Source organism: Frankia sp. R43, from assembly GCF_001306465.1.
GTDB lineage: Bacteria > Actinomycetota > Actinomycetes > Frankiales > Frankiaceae > Parafrankia > Parafrankia irregularis.
The window spans coordinates 1-22547 of sequence record NZ_LFCW01000015.1 but is presented as its reverse complement, the minus strand read 5'-3'; the positions used below and the strand labels follow the sequence as shown (position 1 = coordinate 22547).

18 protein-coding genes and 1 pseudogene are annotated in these 22547 nt (G+C 70.4%); 5 read left to right on the top strand and 14 right to left on the bottom strand.

Annotated elements, in window-relative coordinates; translation table 11 throughout:
* Positions 1-54 precede the first annotated feature (54 nt).
* Positions 55-1491: a recombinase family protein gene (locus ACG83_RS39500; protein WP_054564871.1), complete on the bottom strand. Its 1437-nt coding sequence runs from the start codon at positions 1489-1491 to the stop codon at positions 55-57.
* Between the two features lie 85 nt (positions 1492-1576).
* On the opposite strand from ACG83_RS39500, the pseudogene ACG83_RS39495 reads away from it, so the two are divergent.
* Positions 1577-2899, top strand: a pseudogene (locus tag ACG83_RS39495) (MFS transporter); the annotation flags it as partial.
* 92 nt (positions 2900-2991) lie between these two features.
* Here the strand turns inward: ACG83_RS39495 and ACG83_RS39490 are convergent.
* The 7 genes from ACG83_RS39490 to ACG83_RS39460 form a co-directional block, all read right to left on the bottom strand.
* Complete coding sequence (locus ACG83_RS39490) at positions 2992-3750, bottom strand: YceI family protein (protein ID WP_054571379.1); 759 nt, start codon at positions 3748-3750, stop codon at positions 2992-2994.
* A gap of 119 nt (positions 3751-3869) precedes the next feature.
* The gene (locus ACG83_RS39485) at positions 3870-5438 is read right to left on the bottom strand and encodes a SulP family inorganic anion transporter (protein WP_054571378.1); all 1569 of its coding nucleotides are present in this window, start codon (positions 5436-5438) and stop codon (positions 3870-3872) included.
* 297 nt (positions 5439-5735) lie between these two features.
* Positions 5736-6644: a DUF305 domain-containing protein gene (locus ACG83_RS39480; protein WP_054571377.1), complete on the bottom strand. Its 909-nt coding sequence runs from the start codon at positions 6642-6644 to the stop codon at positions 5736-5738.
* Between the two features lie 119 nt (positions 6645-6763).
* Entirely contained in the window at positions 6764-8194 is a 1431-nt protein-coding gene (locus ACG83_RS39475; RefSeq protein WP_054571376.1) for an FHA domain-containing protein, read from the bottom strand.
* A 252-nt stretch (positions 8195-8446) separates the two neighbouring features.
* A complete protein-coding gene (locus ACG83_RS45670) occupies positions 8447-8881 on the bottom strand; it encodes a hypothetical protein (protein WP_006541190.1) in 435 nt (144 codons plus the stop codon).
* 28 nt (positions 8882-8909) lie between these two features.
* A complete protein-coding gene (locus ACG83_RS39465) occupies positions 8910-10511 on the bottom strand; it encodes a hypothetical protein (protein WP_235498482.1) in 1602 nt (533 codons plus the stop codon).
* Positions 10512-11226: 715 nt separating this feature from the next.
* Positions 11227-13041: a glycoside hydrolase family 15 protein gene (locus ACG83_RS39460; protein WP_054571374.1), complete on the bottom strand. Its 1815-nt coding sequence runs from the start codon at positions 13039-13041 to the stop codon at positions 11227-11229.
* A gap of 352 nt (positions 13042-13393) precedes the next feature.
* Between ACG83_RS39460 and ACG83_RS39455 the strand changes: the two genes are divergently transcribed.
* On the top strand, positions 13394-14359 hold the full coding sequence (locus ACG83_RS39455; protein ID WP_054571373.1) for a hypothetical protein: 966 nt from the start codon (positions 13394-13396) through the stop codon (positions 14357-14359).
* Here ACG83_RS39455 and ACG83_RS39450 read toward each other — a convergent pair.
* Together ACG83_RS39450 and ACG83_RS39445 are read right to left on the bottom strand one after the other, a co-directional pair.
* A complete protein-coding gene (locus tag ACG83_RS39450) occupies positions 14317-14514 on the bottom strand; it encodes a hypothetical protein (protein ID WP_006541195.1) in 198 nt (65 codons plus the stop codon). The two genes, ACG83_RS39455 and ACG83_RS39450, sit on opposite strands and share 43 nt — an antisense overlap.
* 450 nt (positions 14515-14964) lie before the next feature.
* On the bottom strand, positions 14965-16602 hold the full coding sequence (locus ACG83_RS39445) for a dolichyl-phosphate-mannose--protein mannosyltransferase (RefSeq protein ID WP_054571372.1): 1638 nt from the start codon (positions 16600-16602) through the stop codon (positions 14965-14967).
* A 39-nt stretch (positions 16603-16641) separates the two neighbouring features.
* Between ACG83_RS39445 and rsmI the strand changes: the two genes are divergently transcribed.
* From rsmI to rfbA, 3 genes are all read left to right on the top strand, one after another.
* Complete coding sequence (gene rsmI / locus ACG83_RS39440) at positions 16642-17598, top strand: 16S rRNA (cytidine(1402)-2'-O)-methyltransferase (RefSeq protein ID WP_054571371.1); 957 nt, start codon at positions 16642-16644, stop codon at positions 17596-17598.
* A 303-nt stretch (positions 17599-17901) separates the two neighbouring features.
* Entirely contained in the window at positions 17902-18477 is a 576-nt protein-coding gene (locus ACG83_RS39435; protein ID WP_054571370.1) for a dTDP-4-dehydrorhamnose 3,5-epimerase family protein, read from the top strand.
* Positions 18478-18550: 73 nt separating this feature from the next.
* Positions 18551-19414, top strand: a complete 864-nt coding sequence (rfbA, locus tag ACG83_RS39430) for a glucose-1-phosphate thymidylyltransferase RfbA (RefSeq protein ID WP_054571369.1) — start codon at positions 18551-18553, stop codon at positions 19412-19414.
* On the opposite strand, the gene ACG83_RS39425 is transcribed toward rfbA, so the two are convergent.
* Genes ACG83_RS39425 through ACG83_RS39410 form a run of 4 tightly spaced genes read right to left on the bottom strand, consistent with a single transcriptional unit; the run spans position 19411 to position 22406 of the window.
* A complete protein-coding gene (locus ACG83_RS39425) occupies positions 19411-20097 on the bottom strand; it encodes an acetyltransferase (protein ID WP_054571368.1) in 687 nt (228 codons plus the stop codon). The genes rfbA and ACG83_RS39425 overlap by 4 nt on opposite strands.
* 7 nt (positions 20098-20104) lie before the next feature.
* Complete coding sequence (locus ACG83_RS43415; RefSeq protein WP_158230808.1) at positions 20105-21076, bottom strand: glycine betaine ABC transporter substrate-binding protein; 972 nt, start codon at positions 21074-21076, stop codon at positions 20105-20107.
* Positions 21073-21792 (bottom strand): class I SAM-dependent methyltransferase, encoded by a 720-nt coding sequence (locus ACG83_RS39415; RefSeq protein ID WP_200931467.1) that lies wholly within the window; start codon positions 21790-21792, stop codon positions 21073-21075. Before ACG83_RS39415 ends, ACG83_RS43415 begins: the two co-directional genes overlap by 4 nt.
* Positions 21789-22406: a glycosyltransferase gene (locus ACG83_RS39410; RefSeq protein WP_235498481.1), complete on the bottom strand. Its 618-nt coding sequence runs from the start codon at positions 22404-22406 to the stop codon at positions 21789-21791. The genes ACG83_RS39415 and ACG83_RS39410 overlap by 4 nt, the downstream gene beginning before the upstream one ends.
* Between the last annotated feature and the right edge of the window lie 141 nt (positions 22407-22547).

The following is a 22547-nucleotide window of genomic DNA, read 5'->3' as shown; positions in this document are numbered from 1 at the left end:
GGCGATCGTGACCGCACTCGCACCGAAACCCGCGCGGAACATCGACGGTGGCCCTCAGGCGGGTCCGGGATAGCGCCATTGCGGGTCCAGCCGTTCCCGCAACGGAAGCTCCTTCCCGGGAATGACAACGATCTTCACGATGATCGTCGACAGCACGCGGCGTTTCTCCGTGAGCGTGCCGCCGCGCCACAACCGGAGCGCTTCCGCTCCGTCCAGCACGGTCACGAGACGCGCACGGCGGGCCAGCTCGGCGTCGATCTCCCGTAGCCGGGTCTCGTACTGGGCTTCGAGCTGGCCACCCAACCGCAGACTGATCTCCTTGGCGGCGATCGCGCGGGGAAGGTCGGCCAGTTCGCGTTCCTTCTCGGTCCGCTCGGCCTTCAACTCGTCGCCGTCCGCGACGTCGCCTGTCTTCTCCCACACGCGGCGGCGTAGGTACTCGTCAACCAGACGGGTCATCAGGTCGTCGGCATCAGCGGCGTTGATGTGGAACGACTGGTCACACTCGAAGTGTTCACGGCTCTTCCCGAGACGATGCCGCCACAGTGCGTACGCGCGGGGTGAGTTCCTGACCAGCGAACGCCTGCACTTGTGGCACACGTAGTACCCGGCGAACGTGTGCTTGACGGCCGTACCGGTGCCCTTGCGGGTCGTGACCGCTTCCAACGCCGCGCACGTCTCCCGCCACTCCTCCTCGGTGAGGATCGCGGGGAAATTCACCATCGGGCCCACCACGGTCCACCCTGTGTGAACGTTTCCCGTCGCGAACAGACCAGCGATCCTCGGGTTACGCAGCATCGCGGAGAGGCTGGCGCGCGTCAGGCTGCCGGCTTCCATCGTGTCATCCGGGCGTGTGCGCCGGTGCGGGATCCGTAGTCCACGATCGTAGAAGTCATCCGAGACCTTGAGAACGGCCTCACCTTCACGGATACGCTGCGCGGCCTCACGTAGCCAGCGGGCCTGCTCCTCATCGACGGACCACACCGTGACGATCTTCTTGCCTTTCCGGGTGATCGTCTGGGACCACCCGAACCCCACGGGGCCACCCATGAACTCCAGGGCTTCGCGCTTCGCGTCCAACTTCCGCTTGATCAGCTCGGACTTCAGCCCCGAATCACTGACGGACTTCCCCACGGCGCCGTGCCATGAGTCACGGTCGCGTTGCCTGCGGAAATCGTAGGTCGTGGCCTTCTCCCCATCGGTCACGATGAGGCGGCCACCGACCCGTTGCATGATCTTGCCGAACTCGGCTCCGACGACCGGATCGCGGGTGATCCGGCTTTCCTCCCACGCCACGACCAGCTGATACTTCCCGGCGCGTAGGACGGACAGGAACCGCTCGAACTCGGGCCGGACCACGTCTTCCCGCCACGCTGAGATGCCGTCATCGGCCCACGCCCCGGCGATCCAGTATTCGCCAGTCACGGCGGCGTACTTCTGGCCTCGGGCGAACTGGTCCGGAATACGGGCGTCCTTGTCGAGGTCAGACATCCGTCCGTACCACAGGGCGGGGTCGGCATCGGGCCATTGGGGCAAGGGGGCCAGCGGGGGAAATTCCATACCATGATGCTACGACGTTCTAAACACGTACACCCTCGCGTTCGCGGGTCTGCTGCTGTTCGGCGGGCGTGCCGCGGACCTGTTCGGGCGGCGCAGGACGTTCATCACCGGGCTCGCGGTGTTCACTCTCGCGAGCCTCGCGGGTGGTCTCGCCACCAGCGAGGTCACGCTGATCGTCGCGCGTGCGGTGCAGGGGCTGGGTGGGGCGGTGCTGGCGCCGGCCACCCTGAGCGTGCTGATGACCTCGTTCCCGGATCCGCGGGAGCGGACCCGCGCCCTAGGCATGTGGAGCACGACCGCGGCGGGTGGTGGTGCCCTCGGTGCGTTGGCCGGGGGAGTGCTGACCGAGATCGCGGACTGGCGCTGGGTCTTCTTCGTCAACGTCCCGATCGGGGTGGCGCTGGTCGTCGGGGCGCGGGTGGCGCTCACCGAGTCCCGCGGCCAGGCCCGCGGAGCGAAGGATCTCGACATTCCCGGCACCATCACCGTCACGGCGGGTCTGGTGGCGTTGGTCTACGGCATCGTGCGCACCGAGTCCAGCAGCTGGGGCTCGCCGGTCACCGTCGGTTGCCTGATCGCCGCCGCTGTCCTGCTCGCCGTCTTCGTGGCCATCGAGGCGCGGACGGCGAACCCACTGGTTCCGCTGGGGGTCTTCCGCCGGCGGGCCCTGCGCTACGCGAACCTGATCATCATGGTGATCGGGACCGTCATGTTCGGGCTGTTCTTCTTCCTCACCCTGTATCTCCAGCGGATCCAGAACATGGGCCCGCTGGAGGCCGGCCTGGCGATGCTGCCGATGCCGATCATGATCATCTGTGGTTCGCAGCTCAGCTCACGGATCATCGGGCGCGTCGGCCCACGGCCACTGATCATCATGGGTTCGGCGATCGGTGCGCTGAGCATGGGTTGGCTCGGCAACCTGTCCGCCGGCGGCTCCTACTGGGCGGAGGTCTTCGGGCCACTCGTGCTGATCGGCCTCGGCATGGGCGTGAACATGGTCGCGGTGACCACCGCGGCGACGTCCGGTGTGCCGCCGCAGATCGCCGGCCTGGCCTCGGGGCTGCTCAACACCGGCAGGCAGATCGGTGCCGCGGTCGGCCTGGCGGCGCTGACGACCATCGCCGACCATCACACCGACGGCCGCCTTGCCGCCGGTGTGACGCCGGCCGAGGCGCTGACCTCGGGGTATGCGCTTGGATTCTGGATCGCTGCCGGACTGCTGATTCTCGCCTGCCTGATCGCGGTGCTCCTGCCGAACCGCCAGGCGGCAGCCGCCCTGGCCGTCTCCGAGCAGCGCCGCGCCGAGCCCGAGCGGACGGCGATCGCCGCCGAGGCGTGAGCCGTGCGGCCCGGCCAGGTGCTGTGCGGCCAGGTGCTGTGCTGTCAGGTGCCGTGAGGTCGGTAATCGGGTGAGGCGTGCTCGCGTAGGACTTACTGGGTCGCCTCGTCGCGCGCGAGCTTCAGCGAGACCTCCATGATTCCGTGGTCCTCGGTCGAGATGCCCGGAACGCTCGGGTTCGGGATGTCCCAGTCCGCGAAGGTCACCGGGATCTGGCCGACGATCTGGATCTGCTCGCCGGAGCGCTGGGCCTGCAGGTCCATGGTCACCTCGCGCGGCTTGCCGCGCAGCGTCAGGGTTCCGGTGGCCTTGTATGTGCGCTTCTCGCCCGCGGCCGGCAGCGAGCCGAGATCGACCGGGCTGGTCAGGGTGAACTCCGAGGTCGGGTAGGCGTCGACATCCATGATCCGGTTGCGGAACTGGTTGTCGCGGCGGTCCTCGTCACTGCGCACCGTGGCCATCTTGACCTCGAACGCCGCCTCGGTGAGCTCGTCGTCGGCGATGGTCATCGTTCCGGAGACGTCCGAGGTGCGGCCCGCAGCCGTGGTCTTCTGGCCGAAGAGGACCTCCTCGACGCGGTAGCCGGCCTCGGATCCGTCGGTCACCTTCCAGGTGCCGTCGGCGGCGCCGGGTGCGGTCGAGACGGCGGTGCCGCCTCCGGTGGACGCCGAGCCGCTGCCGGTCGAGGTGCCGGCGGACTGGTCATCGAGCGAGAACTCCTCCGGCGCGTCCTCCTTGATGACGTTGATGTAGAACGCGGTGCCGCCAACGACCAGAACGGCCACGGCCACCACCGCGCCGACGATGAGAAGCGGCCAGCGCCGCTTTCTGTGGGGCGTACTTTCTGCCACCGAGCACCCGCCTTGTCAGGTCCGACTGTCGCTGGCGGCAATGTTGCACATACAACCTGAGTAAAACCTGATGGCGCCGCGTCGGGGGCGTGTCGAGGGCGCGGCGGTTCGGGATCGGCCTACCTGCGCGCGGAGCCCGGATCCGGCCCGCCGTCCGGGACGTCCCTGTTCGCGTCGGATGTCATTTCGGGCGCGGGCGCGGGCGCGGCCGCTGCCGTGGAGGCGGCCTCAGCGCCCTCGGTGCGGCCGGGTGCGGTGGCGAGCGCGGCGGGTTCCGTCGCCGAGAAGCGGGTGAGCATGGTCGCCGTCGCTCCGCTCGCACCCGCGAACCGGACCGTGATCCCGCGGTCGCCGAACTTCTGCCGGACGTCGTCCAGCGCGGCGACGCCGGCGGAGTCCAGGATCTGCACCTCGGACAGGTCGATGGCGACCCGCGCCGGGTCGTGGGCGTAGTCGAAGGCCGTCACCAGGTCGTTCGAGGACGCGAAGAACAGCGGGCCGCTGACGGCGTAGATCCGTTCGCCGCCCTCCGGGTCCAGGACGCTCGTGACCTTGGCGAGGTGGGCGACCCGGCGCGTGAACAACAACGCCGACAGCACCACCCCGACCAGCACGCCGTAGGCGAGGTTGTGGGTCGGTACGACCACCGCCACGGTCGCCACCATCACCAGGGTCTCGGAGCGTGGCATCCGCCGCAGGGTGGCCGGGGCCACGCTGCGCCATTCGAAGGTCATCACCGAGACCAGGATCATGACCGCGACGAGAGCCGACATCGGGATCACACCGACGATCGCCCGCAGCGGGACCACCAGCAGGAGCAGGAACGCACCAGCGGAGAACGTGGAAAGCCTGGTCCGTCCGCCGGAGGAGACGTTGACCATCGTCTGGCCGATCATGGCGCAGCCGGCCATGCCCCCGAAGAACCCGTTGACGATGTTGGCGATCCCGAGGCCCCAGGACTCCCGGTTCGCGTCGTGGGTGCTGTCGGTCATCCGGTCGACGATCTGCGCCGTGAGCAGGGTCTCCAACAGGCCGACGGCGGTGAGCGTGACGACATACGGGCCGATGATCCGCAGCGTCTCCCAGGTCATCGGCACCGACGGGAGCCCTGGCACGGGCAGCGAGCTGGGCAGGCTGCCCTCGTCCCCGACCGTGGGCACGGAGAGGTCGAAGGCGACCGTGGTCAGCGTCAGCAGCGCCACCGCCACCAGCGGCGGCGGGACGGCCCGGGTCAGGCGGGGAACGACGAGCAGGATGGCCAGACCCGCGGCCACCAGCGCGTACACCGCGGGGGACTCGCCGAGCACATGAGGCATCTGCGCAGTGAAGATCAGGATCGCGAGCGCGTTGACGAAACCGATCATCACGGTGCGGGGCACGAAGCGCATCAGCCGCGCGACGCCCAGGCGGCCGAGGACGAACATCGTCACACCGACACAGATCGTGGTCGCCAGCAGGTAGTCCAGGCCGTGGTCGCGCACCAGCGGAGCCGCGACCAGCGCCATCGACCCGGCCGCCGCCGAGATCATCGCGGGCCGCCCGCCGGTCACCGCGATGACCACCGAGATCGTGAAGGAGGCGAACAGGCCGACCTTGGGGTCCACCCCGGCGACGACGGAGAACGAGATCGTCTCCGGGATGAGCGCCAGCGCCGTGACCAGGCCGGCGAGCAGCTCGATCCGGATCACGCGCGACCCGGGCCAGGCGATCCCGGAAAACCGTGCCCGCGGGCGTGACCCTGCCCGCGACCGTGCCCGCGCGAGAAGCGGGAGACGGGTCGCCGGCGAGGGCTGGCCCAGGGACATGTCAGGCACGCTGAGGTCTCACACCGTTGGGGAGGAGGGACCGGTCGCCGGGCGTCGGTCCGTGCGGCGGCGCGCCCGGATCGGAAGCGGGTGCCCAACTCTTCCGGTAGGTCAGATATGACGATACAAAGTGCCCGCAAAACGGGTGGACGGGCCCTCCGCTCAGGCCGCTCAGGCCACTCAGGCCCGGGGAGCGCCGAGACGCTCGAGGTCGGCCTGCATCTGGGTGATCTCCCTGTCCTGGTTGCCGACCATCGCCCGAGCCAGTGCGCGCACCTTGTCGCTGTCCGCGTGCAACCAGGCGTACTGGGCCATCTCGATGCCACCGCGGTGGTGGCGGATCATCAGGGTCAGGAACTGGATGTCGAGATCCCGGCCGCTCGCGCCCGCCAGCCGGGCGAGCTCGGCCTCGCTCGCCATCCCCGGCATCCGGACCGACATGTCCGCGGAACCGGCGTCAGCCTCGGCGCCGGCGCCCATGTCCATGCCCTCGTGCGCGCTGTGGCCGCCGTCGCCGCTGTCACCGGCCATCCAGGCCATGGGCTCGCGGGCGGCGGTCTCGGTACGGCCCCAGCCTGACAGCCAGGTGGCCATGATGCCGATCTCCCGCTGCTGGCCCAGGGCGATGTCCTGCGCCACGCTGCGGATCGCGGCGTCGCCGCCGTGGCTGAACTCGACCATCGCCATCTGCACGGCCTGCGAGTGGTGCTCGGACATGTCCCGGGCGAAGCCGACGTCAACCGAGCTGTCGGCCGGCGGCCGGTCGATCAGCGCGCGGATGCCGGCACCGGCGGCGAGCAGACCGACGACCGCGAAGAGGACGAGCGGAGTCCACCAAAGCCGGACCCAGACGGGTGCGCGGTAGTCGGCGACCGCGGAACCAGCAGCGGTGCCGCCCGTGGAACCAGCCGCGGTGCCGGCGGTGGAACCAGCCGCGGTGTCGGCCGTGGAGCCAGCCGCGGGATCGGCCGGCAGGTCAGCCGCCGGCCCTTCGGCATCGGTGACCTCGGAACCCTCGGTCGCTCCGTCGGTGGTCTTGCTCGCTGGTGGCATGGCGGACGCGCCTCGGTCCTCGTCGGCTCGGTTCATCGCCATCCAGTGTGACCCATGGGCGGGCATGGGTGACGGGCGAAGCGCCAGGAGCGCGGCAGGTCACCCGGCCCGTGGCGGGCGGGCCGACGGCCTGCCTGCCACGGGCCGGACGGCCCTCAGATCTGAATGTGCGAGTTGAAGACGAACGTCCGCTTGCCGACCTGCACCCGGGTGCCGGGCACGAGGGGCGCGGGCTGGTGCGGGCTCAGCGGAGTCCACACCGTCGCCTCCGGCGGGGCGATGTAGGTCCCGTTCGCCGATCCACGGTCGGTGATCACGGCGTCCCACCCGTTCAGCGTGATGACGGCGTGCACCCGGGAGACCGCGCTCTCACCGTCCTCCACGGGCAGCGGCCGGGCGTTGCCCGCGCGCACCGCCTCGTCCCGGTCGGGCTGGCGCCCGATGACCAGGTCCATGTCGACGTTGACGGTCTGCCCGTCGTCGAACACCAGGACGCCGACCGGCGGGCGCGGGCCGAGGACCGTCCGGTTCGTCTGCTGAGCCAGGGAGATACCGCATTCGGCGCAGTACGGGGCCAGCGGATGGTTGAAATGACCGTGGGCGCACAGGATGCCCTCGACCTGCGGCTGCGCCGCGTCGGGCAGCATCGTCGCGGCGTCGTCGTCCTCGATCAGATCCGACACCGTGAAGCTCTGGTCGCCGGGCAGCTGGGTGACGGCGTCCTGGTCGTCGTCCAGGTCGTCGGTGAGATCGTCGTGCCGCTGCCGGCGCGCGAGCAGTTCGTGTTCCGCGAGCGCGGTCGGGGGATCCTCGTCGAGCTCGTCGAAGTCCGCCGCCTGCGTCGGCTCGGCCGCCGCCACGAGCCTGCGGTGGACCTCGTCGTCCTGGCTGCGCAGCGGGATCAGCGGGGGCGGTGCGGTCGACAGCGGGTCGGGCAGCCGAGTGCCCGGAGTGGGGATGGGGGCGGCCCCCGTCATCGGCTCGCGCGGTGAGTCGAACCCGGCGAGGAACCCGTCGGCGCCCGCGGCGGCGGAGGACGCGGTCAGCGGGCTGGCGTCGGCCGAGATCAGGCTGACCCCGATGCCGGGCACCGCGCCGATCCGCAGATCCAGCGGGAAGCCGAGGTCGTCGAGACCGGTGAAGCCGGAGCGGGGCGCGCCGTGCAGCGTGTCGGTGGGGCCGATGTCCACCCGGGAGATCTCGGCTGGCAGCAGGCGGTCGACCCAGATCGCGGAGTCCATGCCGGAGAGGGCGACCGGTGTGGGGCCGGTGGCGACGACGTCCATGGCTCCGTGGATGAGCACGAGGATGCGGTTGTTGGACGTCGTGAGCAGGCCGAAGGCGGGCACCCGCTCGGCTTCGGTGTTGAACAGCAGCGCGCCGGCCTGACGGACGAGCGCGGTACCCGTCGCGCTGGCCTCACCGGCGGCGTCCGCGCACAGGGCGAGCAGCCGCTTGGTCGTCTCGATGGTCTCGGGCCGGGCCACGGAGGCCACGACAAGCACACCGGGCAGCCTTACGACCACGCCCGGCTGCCCACTGTTGCCTGCCCCGACCACGACCCGGAAACGGTCTAGTCCCGCCATTGCCTCGCCCTTCGCCGCTTACCCGCGTGGTGCAAACGGTACCGATCTTCAGACTAGCGGCACCCGCGCGCGTCGTACGGTACTTATCCTGCCGCGTTGACCGCCGCGGGAACCCGATATGTCTCTTCTGCACGCTCGGTCGGGCCGTCTGTGCGGCCCGGCGGGCCGCCGTGGTAGCGCGACCTGGCCGGGCGCGACGTAATCGCCAGAGCACCTGAAGGGCCACATTTGTGGATGTCGACGGGACGGTGGTCAGAGCAGGCGCCCGCCGTGGAAGCGCCACCGCAGGAACGGGACGCGCATCGGGCCGTTCGCACAGAGCCACACGCCGACCCAGACGACCCCGAAATGGATCACGAAGGCGCTGCCCGCCAGCCCGGCCGCGCCCGGTACCGCGTCCGCCCGCACCGCCAGCCAGACCAGCAGTCCCTCGTTCAGGGCTGTGAGCAGGCCGAACATCGTCGGCCAGTCCTTCTCCCACCGGAACTGCTGCAGGCCGTGGTAGGCGAGCTCCCAGCCCAGCCCGAGCAGGGCGACAGCGAACAGCACACCGAAACTCGCCCGGTAGGCGGTGCCGAGCGGTGCGTCGACGGGCAGCAAAGGAGTGACCAGGACTGTCAGAACAACGCCGACAGTGGCGAGCAGGAACAGCCGGGTCTGAAGTCGTCCGGCCAGTGTCGGCACCATGGTTCGATTTCTCCGATCGGGTACGACGTCAGACCGGCTGGTTGCGCATCCAGCGCGCCCATTGGGACACCGAACGTGCTACCCCCAGGTGGGGTACGAATCCCTGCGAAGCCAGGTCGTCACAGATTTCCTGGGCGGCGATCTGCAGTCCCAGGAAGGTGTCCACGCCCGGGAAGTAGCCGCCGAGGGTCGCCGCGCCCGACGCGTAGAGCCGCCCCGGGCCGCTGCGTGTGCCGCGGACCTCGAAGGTCCGTTCCACATCGAGGCGCCCGAGCGGGTTGTGGCCGGCGCCGGAGTGGTCGAGCAGGTCCGCCAGGACCCGGTGCTCCCGGATGTCGGCGACGAGGCCGGTGGCGTCGATGACGTAGGCCGCCGGGATCTCCAGCATCCCGTCGGCGGTGCGGACGCGGGTGACGACCGTCCCGTCCGTTCCGGGGGCGAGCCGTTCCACCTCGCCGACCCTGGTGACGTACCAGCCCTCGTGCCGGCCGCGGGCGAGCTGTGCCTGCCACCGGCGCCGCCGGGGGGTGTTCGTCCCGCCGATCGTGTCGTAGAGCGCCTTGCGCTCGTCGCCTTCGAGCGTTCGCATGCGGGCCTTGAGCTGGCCGCCCCAGACCGACTTCGGATAGTTGAAGCCCTGGTAGGCCCACCCGTCGCCGCCGCGGCGGCGCATGAACACGCTCGGGCCGTGGGAGCCCCGGACGTAGGTCCGGAACAGGTGCACGATGTGCGTCCCGGCCTGGTGTCGGTCGCGGTCGGTGATCAGCCGGTCCAGAATGCGCGAGGCGACGATGCCGGCCCCGCGGACGACCACCGTCGCCGGCCGCCGGATGAGCTCGTCGTAGACATGCTCGTGGGGCTCATAGGCGTTGACGACCCGCCGGACGTCCCCGTAGCGGGACCGGTACTCCTGCAGGTCCGGAAGGAACTTCAGGCCCGGGTAGCCGACGCCCAGATGGACGTGCTGGCTGCGGAACGCCACCCGGCGGGTCGAGGCGTGGCCCTTGGGCGGTGTGATGATCGTCAGGTAGCCGCCATCGGCACGGCGGCGCACCATGCGCACCTGACCGGAGACCAGCATCTCCCGGTAGGAGATCCGGTCCGCCTCCCGCGCCATGCTTTCGAAGACCGAGCCGATTCTCGGGGTGAAGTAGTCCGAGAACACCGGCTCGGTGGCCACCTGCCACAGCGGCGCGAGAAAGCCCCGCAGGCTGCGGGCGGCGAACGCCTCGCGCACGGCGTAGGACGGGAAGGCCCAGATGTTGTCCGGGGTCGACCCCGAATCCGAACGAATCCGCTCGTGGTCGGGGATCTGGGACACCCGGGTCAGGTAACGGTAGGTCTGCCACGGGTGGTCGATGTTGGAGAGCACCCGGATCGCCGAGGTCGGAGCCCCCGCGATACGCAGATAGTCCACGAGTACGAACGAGCCGATCCCGCCACCGACCGTGACCAGTGACGTGTCGTGGACGGGGATGCCCGCCTCGGCCAGCATGCGATCCGTCCACACCGACGTCTCGAGCAGCTGGGGAGTGAGGTCACCGCGGACGGGCGGCTCGCCGACTCGTGCAGACCCGGCCGCGGCGGGTGCCGGTGCCGGCGGCGCGGCCGGGCGGGGCGGAGGTGGCACCGGCCGCGCCGGAGCCGACGGCGGCCCTGGCCGAGCCGGAGCCAGAGCCGGTGGCGGCCCTGGCCGAGCCGGAGCTGGAGCCGGCCCGGGCCGGGCTGGGCGGGCTGAGGGTCGTGCGGCCCGGCCGGGCGGCTGGGCGGGGCGGGCATGGTCCGGCGGAGCCCCGGGCGTCGCCGAGCCGCCGAGCACGGTCGTGGGCCCGTCGACAGCCTCGTCGGAGCCGCCGTGGGAACCATCGCCTGGACCGCTGCCGCTGCCGCTGCCGAAACCGCTGCCGCTGCCGAAACCGCCGTGGCGCGGATCCCGGTCGCCGGGAAAGTGCGCGCGGTTCACCCTTGGGCCTCCTCGGTCCGACGCGTCCAGCCGGCGGACCGGCGCCTGCCGGGCATGAGCGCACTGCCCGATCGGGATGTCACGATAGGTGACCTCACCGCGGAATCCGGCGAGATGTCCGTGGTAAGACAACACACGGGCCCGCGCCGCCCGCGCACGCCGCCCGCGCGGTCCATCCCGCGAGGCCCGGTCTCGGCCAACTACTGGCGTGGCCACGGACCATGGGGGCATTGACGGGATTTGGCCACCATCCGATGTCGCCCGGCGACCATGGGGAGCTGGAGGCGCTGAAGAATCGGAAGATCAAGGGATTTTGGTCGTCCTGACGACCAAAATTCCATGATCTTGCCCGGTGGCAACCGCCAGGCGCGGTGGTGGGCGGCTAGGGGAGTGCGCGGTCCAGATGGATCGCCGCGCTGATCAGCGCCAGGTGGGTGAACGCCTGCGGGAAGTTGCCCAGGGCCTCGCCGGACGGGCCGATCTCCTCGGCGTAGAGGCCCACATGGTTGGCGTAGGTGAGCATCTTCTCGAAGACCATGCGGGCCTCGGTGATGCGCCCGGCCCTGGTCAGCGCCTCCACGTACCAGAACGAGCACAGGTTGAACGTGCCCTCGTCACCGGTGATGCCGTCGCTGCCGTCCGCGGCGTAGCGCCGGACCAGGCTGTCGCTGACGAGCTCGGTGCCGACCCGGTCCAGCGTCGAGAGGAACCGGGGGTCGGTGGGGCCGGAGAACTTCACCAGCGGCATGCACAGCAGCGAGGCGTCCAGCCGTGGTGAGCCTGGGAACTCCATGTAGGCGCCGTTGCGCGGGTCCCAGGCCTCGTTCTGGACGAAGCGGTAGGCCCGGCCGGCGTGCTCCTTCCAGTCGTTGGTGGGGCCGGGCAGGCCGCGCTGCCGGGAGATCCGGCATGCCCGCTCGAACGCCACCCAGGTCATGACGGCGGAGTAGGTGAACCGTTGCCGCCCGCCACGGGTCTCCCAGATCCCCTCGTCGGGCTGCTCCCAGTGCCGGCCGAGCCAGTCGAGCTGGCGCCCGAGCGCCTCCCAGAGCTGGAAGGAGATCGGGACCCGCTTGTTGTACAGGTAGACCGAGTCCATCAGCTCGCCGTAGATGTCCAGCTGGAGCTGGTCGGCGGCGCCGTTCCCGATCCGGACCGGCTTGGATCCGCGGTAGCCCGCGAGGTGGTCCAGCACGATCTCGTCCAGGTCGGCGTTGCCGTCGACGCTGTAGAGCACGCGCAGCCCGCGGCCCGGAGGTGCCTCCTTGCAGCGTTGTTCCAGCCAGTCCATGAAGGCCGCGGCCTCGTCGGTGAAACCGAGGGCCATCAGCGCGTAGGTCGTGAACGCGGCGTCGCGGATCCAGGTGTAGCGGTAGTCCCAGTTGCGCACCCCGCCGAGCTCCTCCGGCAGGGAGGTGGTCGGGGCCGCGATGAGTGCCCCGGTCGGGCGGTACACGAGCAGCTTCAGGACCAGGGCGGACCGCAGCACCATCTCCCGCCAGCGGCCCTGGTAGCGGCCCCTGCGCAGCCAGGTCTGCCAGTACGACAGCGTCCGGGCGAACATCTCGTCCGCCTCGCCGGGCGCGAGCGGCCGGATCCGCGAGTTCCACTCCAGCACGATTTCGGACGTCTCGCCCATGGCCAGCTCGAACGCGCAGGTGACCGCGGTGCCCTCCACCTGCAGCGGCAGAGCCGTACGCAGGACGAGGGTGCCGGCGGCCGACTCGAAGACCGCCCCGGCCCCGGGCACCAGGGTCACCGTGTGCGACGCCCGTCCATAGTCGAAACGGGGGTCGCAGCGCAGGTTGAACCCGGCGGTGCCGCGCACGGCGCGTGCCTGCCGGACGATCACGTGAGGCGTCTCGGTGAGGTCGTTGTCGACCGGGACCATGAAGTCCACCACCTCGCCCACCGAATGGGGGGTGAGGAAGCGGGTCATCAGGATGTTGGAGTCGGGCAGGTAGAGCTGCTTGGCCTTGGACCGGGAGCAGTGGATGCGGAAGGATCCGCCGCGGTCGGCGTCGAGCAGGCTCGCGAAGACGGAGGCACCGTCGAAACGCTGCGGGCAGTACCAGTCGATCGTGCCGTCCGTGGCGACGAGGGCCACGGTGCGCAGGTCGCCGATGACCGCGTGTTCCTCGATCGGCGGGTAACCGTTCGATGGGTAGCTGCTCGGTGGATGGTCGGATCCGGGCATGCAGTTCTCCGCGCGTGGGAGGTCCGGGCGTGGCCGGAGCGGCGGGCGGGTGCGGGAGGTCCTCGGTCCACATCGGCGGGGTCAGCCGAAGGTACCTCGCCCGGGCGGCCGAACCACCCCGCATGCCGGGACGGATGGGGGCGCCGAAGGTGCCGCCGACTACCCGATGGGGTTGTCGGCGGTGCCGGCGCGCGGCCGGGTCGCGCAACTGCGCGGAATCACCTGAAATACCTGTTCTGACAGTGAAGTCGCCCTTGGTCGATCTTGGTGCGATGTGGTGTCACGCCGGCGTGGCGGTGTTGCCCGGGGTCTCGGGTATCCAGGCCCGGAGCGCGCGCCCTACGATCGCCGCATGACCAAGCAGTGGCCGACCATCGAGGACGGTCGAGCCGGCCTTGTCATGTTCGCTCGCGGCGACCGGGTCTTCCCGGTGGATGACCTTGGCGGTGGAGTGTGGTCCCGGCGTGGGACCGTGCTGTCGGTTCATCCGGTGCAGCGGCAGGAGGCGCCGGCGGCCCAGGACGGCGTTCGTGTCGACGCCATGCCGGTGGCCACGTCGCCGTGTGCCCGCGCGACCGTGCTGTGGGACGACGGATCCGCGGAGGTGCTGGCGGAGGACAAGCTCTGCCTGGTCTATGACCAGGAGGCGCCGATGGGCCTGCGTGTCGTCACGATGCAGATGAGCCAGCCCTGCGACGTCGTCGATCACGGCGGGCAGGTGGTGCTGGTGCTGCGGGAGGGGCTGCTCGCCCCCGAGGCACTGGGGGCGCTGCGCAGCGCGCTCAGCAGGGTGCGGGCCGCTCTCACGCCAGGCCACTCCGACGCGGCCTCGCTGGCCGAGCTGCGCCGCCGGGATCTCCAGCTGCTCAACGCGCTGATCGCGGAGCTCACCGGGCCCGACCACACGAAGGCATCGGCGTCGGCGCAGCCCGGGCCGTCGGCGCAGCCCGGCCAGACCCAGCCCGGCCAGACCCAGCCCGGCCAGGTACAGCCAGGCCAGGTGAGGCCGAATCAGAGTTCGCCGATCCAGAGCCCGCCCGTACCGGCCCGCCCCGGCCGACCGGCCGGCGCACCGCTGGCCGGAAACGGGATCGCGGTCGTCGGCTCCGACTTCACGGTCGGGTCAGCGGCCCGGCACACCATGCCGGGCCCGCCAGGCTCCGACGCCGTCGTCGTGGCGTCGGCGGGCGGGCCAGGTGTGCCGGGTGTGCCGGAGCGTCGCCCGGAGCTGCGACCGGACGCGGTTTTCGGGCGCCCCGACGGCGCCAGGAGAAATCAGGACGTCGAGTACGGCCCCGGGCGCACTCCCGGGCCGTAGGCGTTGCCGTTCATGCCCGCGCGCGGCTGCTCGGTCATGGCCTGGCTGACCTTCGACGCGATGGCTTCGGTGAGCCGGATCGCCTGGGTGAGCGAGAGGTTCAGGACGATCTCGCTGTCATCGGTCATTGCGAAGCGTACCGACACATCCGCCATGGTCTTTCCTCCCAGTTCGGGTCCCCCGGACACCCGTGGCCGGTGGCCGATCGTGCCGCGGGGACCCGTCTGGGCATCCCCGTCCTTGCGGCCAAGGGACGTGGTGACCGATCCACGATCCCTGATCGGGTTGTCGGCTCGTTCGTGACCCCCCTCTTTCTCGGGTGAGGCGATGCTGCTAGTCGCGGACGGCATGGACTTTCGGTGACTTCCCATGGTTGAAAGTGTCTCCCCCGTGTCGACCCGATTCAGCCGGTGTCATCTCTGGGTGATGCTCCCACTTCGGGGCGTTGTCAGCACGGCGGCGAGTTTTCGGTAAAGGTGACTTGGGACACGGCTGTGGTCTGTTCCGGTCGATCTGGCGCGTAATGCGGCCGGGTGGCGCCGCCCGTGCGGGGGTGTCCGGGGCGCTGCGTGCCGGGCCTGGAACGCAACGCTGCCGAAACCGGGTCAGATCCACCCCGGGAACCACATACGCATTCGCCAGGATGAATAAGGAATCACCTCTGCCGCCAGGATCGGGTAGAAGTAGGCGAACAACAGGACCACGATGACCGTGTACACGCCGACCGAGAGCGCGCCGCCGAGCCGCCTGGCCTCGGTGGCGTCCCGCGGCCCAAGGGCCAGGCCTGCCATCGCGGTGAGCCCCAGCACCAGGAACGGAAGGCTCGGCAGCGCGTAGAAGAAGAACATCGTCCGGCTGGGGAGCAGCAGCCAGGGCAGGAACGCCGAACCGAAGCCGACGAGCACCAGCGCCGCCCGCCAGTCGCGGCGGCGCACCCACAGCGCCAGCGAGCCGACCAGGGCCGCGGTGCCGCCCCACCAGATCGCCGGGTTCCCCAGGGCGATGACCTCACGTGAGCAGCCGCCGGGCGCCGTGCAGCCCTCGGCCCCGAACGCGGGGGAGCTGTAGAAGTAGGCGATCGGGCGGCCGAGCACGAGCCAGCTCATCGGCGTCGAGCGGAACGGGTGGCTGTCCGAGAGCCCCTCGTGGAACCTGAGCACGTCCCGCTGGTAGTCCCACCAGCTCCACCAGGCGTTGACGAAGCCGTCACCGTGCTCGTGGCGGTTCCAGCCGCCGTCGGTGACGAACCAGCCCGTCCAGGTTGCCAGGAAGGTCACTATCGGCAGGATGACGAAGCCCACCAGCCAGCCGGGCAGGTCGCGGCGCAGCGCGCCCAGAACGGGTGAGCGCACCCCGGCCGTGCGTCGGGCACCGATGTCCCACGCCAGGGCGAGCGCGGCGAAACCGATCACGGTGTAGAGGGCACTCCACTTGACCCCGAGCGAGGCCCCGAGCGCCACCCCCATGGCCACTCGCCAGGGGCGCAGGCCGAGTCTGGGCCCGTACCGGGCATCGGCCGCCGAGCCCGCGCCGGCCGCGCCGGCCGCCACCCGGTCGAGCCGGTCGGCCAGCCGCCGGCGGCCGTGGTCGCGATCGAGCACCAGACACGCCAGGGCCACGACGATGCCCGTCATCAGGAAGATGTCGAGGATGCCGATCCGGCTCTGGACGAACTCGAGCCCGTCCAGCGCCAGCAGCAGCCCCGCGAAGCACCCGAGCACCGTCGAGCGGAACATCCGGCGGGCGGTGCGGGCGAGCACCAGGACGGCCAGCGTCCCGGCGAGCGCGGACGAGAAGCGCCAGCCCAGCTCGGGGCTGCCGTGCGCGGCGCCGCCGCAGTCGACGTAGCCGAACAGCCACTGCGACGCGGCCATCAGCCACTTGCCGAACGGTGGATGGACGACGTACGCGGGCCCGTTGCAGGTGTTCGAGTCGATCTCGTAGCCGGCGGTCATCAGACCCCAGGCGTCCTTGACGTAGTAGATCTCGTCGAAGTACATCCCGCGGGGCTCGGTGAGGCGCCAGAAGCGCAGGACGCCGGCGGCCACCGCGAGCAGCACCGGCGCGAGCCAGCCGACGAACCGGTCGGTCGGCATCGGTCGGTACAGCCGCTCGCGCGCGGTGACACCGGGCGTCGCGGAGCCATCGGGTGTGACCCGCGCGCGCCCGGCCGGTCCCCCCGGGCCGGGCGACCCGGACGGCCCGGTCTCGGGTCGGGGAAGCTGCGCCGTCGTCGCCGTCACGCGATCAGCCTAGGTCCTGGGTCCTGGCAGACTGGTCGGGTGTCCGGGACCCTGGTGCTGTGCGGTGCCCCGATCGGCGACCCTCGGGATGCCAGTCCACGCCTCGGCGAGGTGCTCGCGAGCGCGGACATCGTCGCCGCCGAGGACACACGGCGGCTGCGCCGCCTCGCGCACACGCTCGGGATCACCATCGGGGGGCGGGTGGTCTCCTGCTATGACGCGGTCGAGGGCGCACGCGCCGAGATGCTCACCGAGCAGCTGCTCGCCGGCCGCACCGTCGCGCTGATCACCGACGCGGGCATGCCGGGTGTCTCGGACCCCGGGTACCGCCTGGTGGCCGCGGCGGCGCGGGCCGGGGTCGCGGTCACGGTCGTCGCCGGCCCGTCCGCGGTGACGGCGGCGCTGGCGGTCAGCGGGCTGCCCTCGGACCGGTGGACGTTCGAGGGATTCCTGCCCCGCAAGGCCGGTGAGCGCCGTGCCCGGCTGCGTGGACTGGCCGCGGAACCCCGGACGATGGTCTTCCTGGAGTCCCCGCACCGCCTGCTGGCGGCGCTGCGCGACCTCGCGGACGTCCTCGGTGGTGGCCGGCGTGCGGCGCTGTGCCGGGAGCTGACCAAGACCTGGGAGGAGATCGTCCGGACCGATCTGGCCGGCCTGGTGGAGTGGGCGACCGACGGTCGGGTGATCCGCGGTGAGTTCACTCTGGTGATCGCAGGTGCCGGTGCAGGCGGCGGTGGCGGTGGACGTGGCGCCGGCGGAGCGGCCGGGGTCGCGGGTGCGGGTGCGGTGGAGGAAGGCGCGGGCGGGGGTGCGGTGGGGCCTGCGGCCCTGGCCGCCGCCGTCGCGCGTCTCATCGCCGGTGGCATGGCGCCGAAGGAGGCGCGCAAGGCCGTCGCCGCCGAGAACGGCGTCACACCCCGCCAGGTCTACGACGCGGTCATCGCGACGCGTGACTCCGATGCCGAGGCCGAGGCCGAGGCGGCTGTCGAGAGCTGAGCGGTAACCGGTGGCCAGACGCGCCAGGGCGAAACACCCGGCGGCAGCGGCCCCGCACGGGACACTGGAGCGGTGGGCACCGAGGTCCGTCCCACCAGGCTCGGTCCCATCAGGTACGTCCGAACAAAGGAGCGGTCCCGGAAGAACCGATGGTCCCACCGGTGCGTCGTCCCGCCGGCATCCGGCTGGCGAGCCGGTTTATGATTCGCCAGGCAAGCGTCAGGGGGACGGTTCGCACCCGGAGAGTCTCGGCCAGGCAGGCTGCTCTCGTGGTGCGACCGACGACGCGAGGGGGAGTTTCGCATGGCCGTGGCAACAACCGAGTTCACTGCCCGGGAGACGGAGATTCCGGGGCTGCTCGTCTTCGATATCACGAGCATCGGTGACGAGCGTGGCTGGTTTCAGGAGAAGTTCCATCGGGCCAAACTCGTCGCCGCCGGGCTGCCGGAATCCTTCGAGGTGGTCCAGACCAGCGTCTCGTACAACCGGCAGGCCGGGGTTACCCGAGGCTTTCACGCCGAGCCGTGGGACAAATATATCTCGGTGGTCGCCGGCCAGGTCTTCTGCGCCTTTCTCGACCTGCGGCGGGGCGAGAACTTCGGGCGGGTCGTCACGGTGGAGATCGATAACGGCCGTGCGGTCTTCCTGCCGCGGGGGGTGGCCAACTCGTTCCAGACACTGGTGGACGACACCTACTACCTCTACAGTGTGAACCGCCACTGGAGTGCCGATCAGTACGACGAGTACGTGTTTGTCAACCTGGCGGATCCGGAGGTCGGCGTGCACTGGCCGATCCCGCTGGACAAGGCCGTGATCTCGGAGCGGGACCGCGGGCACGTGCCGCTGGCGGACGCGCGTCCGTTCGAGGCGTCGGCGTGAAGGTGCGGGTAATGCGCGGAGGACCTCGCGCCGATCAGTGGGGATCGGCGCCGAAAGGCGGGCGGCAGCTGGTATGAAGGGAATAATTCTCGCGGGCGGCACCGGATCCCGGCTGTATCCCATCACCCACGCGGTCAGCAAGCAGCTCATGCCGGTGTACGACAAACCCATGATCTACTATCCGCTCTCGACGCTGATGGCCGCGGGGATCCGTGAGATCCTGGTCATAACCACTCCGCAGGACCAGGCTCAGTTCCAGCGGCTGCTCGGCGACGGGTCGAGGATCGGCTGCCAGTTCGAGTACGCGATCCAGGACGAGCCGAGAGGCCTGGCCGAGGCCTTCATTATCGGCGCGGATTTCGTGGGCCGCGACAAGGTCGCCCTCGTTCTCGGCGACAACATCTTCTACGGGGTCGGCCTCGGTGACCAGCTGAAGCGCTACACCGATCCGGACGGCGGCGTGGTCTTCGCCTATCACGTCTCGGATCCAGAGCGTTATGGCGTCGTCGAGTTCGATGGCCGGCGGCGTGCGATCTCCATCGAGGAGAAGCCGGTGGCACCGAAGTCCAGGTACGCCGTCACCGGTCTCTATTTCTATGACAACTCGGTGCTGGAGATCGCCGAGGAGACGAAGCCGAGCGAGCGGGGCGAGCTGGAGATCACCGCGGTCAACCAGGAGTACCTGCGCCGCGGCAAGCTCAACGTGCACCTGCTCGACCGGGGTACCGCCTGGCTCGACACCGGCACGTTCAACTCCCTGATGCAGGCCGCCCAGTTCGTCCAGGTCATCGAGGAACGGCAGGGCCTGAAGATCGGCTGTGTCGAGGAGGTCGCCTGGCGTGAGGGATTCATCACCGACGAGGAGCTGCGGGCGCTGACGGCGCCGCTGGCGAAGAGCGGCTACGGCGTCTATCTGCAGGGCCTGCTGGAGGGCTAGGAGGGGCTGGTCGCCGAGGGCTGGTCGCCCGGGAGCGCCGCCCGCCGCAGGAAGCGGGCCGGATTCCCGACCCAGACCTCGCCATCCGGAACATCCCGCAGGGCGACGGCGCCCATGCCCAGCGTCGACCAGGCCCCGATGGCGACGCCCTCCCGCACCAGCGCCCCGGCCCCGACATAGGCGCCTGATCCCACTCGCGCCGACCCGGCCAGCGAGACCGACGCGCACAGCGTGGCGTAGTCGTCGACGACGTCGTCGTGGGTGAGAACGGTGTTCGGCATGATCACCACGTGTCGGCCCAGCCGCACGGACGCCGTCAGCACGACCCCGGCGAGCAGGACACATCCGGGGCTGATCTCCGAGGATCTCGCCACGGCCGCCGTCGGATGGATGATCGTCGCGTAGCGCTCCTCGGGGACGCCCGCCGCGGCGAGCCGGTGCGCCAGCCGTCGGCGAGCCCACCCGGGCCCGGGGCAGAGCACTATCCGGGCCGACGGCCGTGCCGAGATGGCCTCCAGGCCGCCGAGGACCGGCAGCCCATCGACCTCGGTGCCCCACCGCTGCGGATTGTCGTCGACGAACCCGGCGAGCTCGTAGCCGCCCGCCGCGTGGACGGCCTCGGCGGTCTCCCTGGCCAGCCCGGAGGCCGCGACCAGAATGACTGGTTCCCTGCCGCTGGTCATCTGGCGATCAACCAGTCTGGACGTGTTTGTCGAGATAGCTCTCGATGGCGCGGGCGCGACCGTCGGGTGCCGCGTTCACCTGCTGCTGAAGCTCCAGCAGGTTCGCGGTGGTGACGGTCTGGGTGACCTGGTACAGCAGGCCCTGGAGCTCGAGGTTGGCGACGTCCATGCGCACCAGCGGCAGCAGGTTGTTGGCGGGGAGCAGGTGCCGGTCGTCCTGCAGCAGGACCAGCTTGTTCGCGGCGACCGCGGGATCCGAGCCGTAGACGAGTGCCACCTGCACGGTTCCGTCGAGCAGGGCGCGGATCGTGCCGGGCCCACCGTCGTCAAGCTCCTTCGCCTGCCCGAAGCCGACGCCGTAGGAGTCCCGCAGCGCCGGCAGGCATCCCGCCCAGGCCTGGCAGGCTGCCGGCGCGCCGAGGGTCAGTCCGCTCGCCACGCCCGGTGCGGCCAGGTCCGACAGGGTGCTCAGGTGGGCCTGCTCGGCGGTCGCCGCGGTTACCGCGAACGCTGGCGTACGCCCGCCGGGGGCGGTGGGGTAGGCGATCAGCTTCCGCTGGGTCAGGGCCTGCATCAGGCCGGTGACCTCGGCGACGTTCGAGCCGAGGGCGGGGGTCGTCTGCACCCCGCTGCCGGCCTGTTCGGCGAGGCCGTCGCGCAGCTCGTCGAGATAGGTCGGCGCGAGGTCGACGGTCCCCTCCTCCAGAGCCCACATCAGCTGGTCACGGCTCTCGAAGGTGCGGACGACCGCGTTGTGCCCGTGGTCGTTGAGCTCCCGCGCGTACAGGTCGGCGACCAGCGCGTCGTCGAGCGCGCCGGTCGAGCCGACCACCAGCTGTGGTCGGCTCGAGGCGCCCTCGTTGTCATCGCCCGTTCCGACGCCCGCGAGACGCGCGCCGATCAGGACACCCACGAGCACGACGCAGAGCACGGCGCCGATGGCCGCACCACGCCGAGCTCGTCCTTCCGGCAGTCTCACCGCGCCGGGCCTCCACCAGGGTCTGCCGTCGTGCGCGTGGCGCTGCCGGTTCCGGGAACCTCCGGGCGGACTGCGATGATCGATTTCGTGAGCGGCCCCGTCCGCTCCTCGACGATGTCGGAGTCGGGGAAGTACGCCTTCAGCTCGGTCCGGCCGATCAGCTCGGTCGACATGGTCGCGCTCAGCGCGTCCTGCCTGGTCCGCGACTTCGTGTGCGCGAGCGGCCAGTGCTGCGCGACGGAGGCCCGCGCCGCCACGGGCAGGAACTGGAAGCCCGGGAAGAGCCAGTGCGGCTCGAGCGGGAAGTAGCGGTTCGGTGTCTGCACCCAGTGCATCGGCGCGACCCGCCGGGCCACGTCCGCGAAGGCGAGCCGGTTGGCATGCCCGCCCACGTGCTCGATCACCGAGTTCGAGAAGACCAGGTCGAAGTCCCCGACGAGGGCTTCGGGCGGTGGGTTGCACGCGTCGCCGACGATCACCGTGATGTCGGGTGGCGCGGGCTCGGCGGGCTTGTCGAGGTTGATCACCACGACGTGCGCCGGCCGGCGGTCGAGCCGCAGCCAGAAGTCGACGGTCCCACCGAGATCGATGACCCGCATGTCATCGATGCTCGGGAAGAACTCACGCACTCGCTCCCAGCGGCGGCCGCGGCTGCGCGCGCCGAGCGAGTTCGGCGACTCCACCATGAGTCGGCGGACGTTCCTCGCCATGCTCATGGGCGCAGCGCCTGCCCGGCGGAGCTTCCGGCCGCCTCGACCTCGGAGCCCTTCGACACGCGGGCCGGGGTGGGAACCCGCACGGATGGCGCCGGCACGGCGGACGTCCCGTCGGAGCGGGTGATGCCGTGCAGCCGGTCGTACACGCTGACGTAGGCCCTGGCCTGGGCGGCCCAGTCCAGCACTTCGACTGCCCGGCGGCGGCCGCGTTCGCCCAGCTCGCTGCGCCGGTCCGCGTCGTCGAGGAGCTCACAGACGGCGGTGGCGAACGCGGTGATGTCACCCGGTTCGACGTACACGGCGGAGTCCGCCGCGGAGACCCGGGTCTCCGCGAGGTCAAAGGTCACGACCGGGAGCTGGTGCGCCATGTATTCCATGGTCTTGTTCATCGTGGAAATGTCGTTCAGCTCGTTGTATGGATCAGGGCTGAGACCGACCGCGGCGGTGGACAGATAGTCCCGAATCATGTTCGCGTCAGCCCTGCCGGTGAACGTGACGTAGTCGTCGAGATCGAGCTCGGTGCACAACCTGCGCAGCTCCTCCAGGCAGTCGCCGAAGCCGAGCAGGGCGGCACTCACGTCCTTGCGGCCGAATTTGTGAACGATGACGTCCATCGCCCGCAGAACGATGAGCCTTTTCAATCTTGGTTTGTCTGATTCTCCCGGCGGTTAAGGGTCACCAATTGACGAATTGAACGGGAACCGGCTCGGGCCGTTCCATCATCTGGCGACGGCAATAGTTGGTCGGGCGGCGGG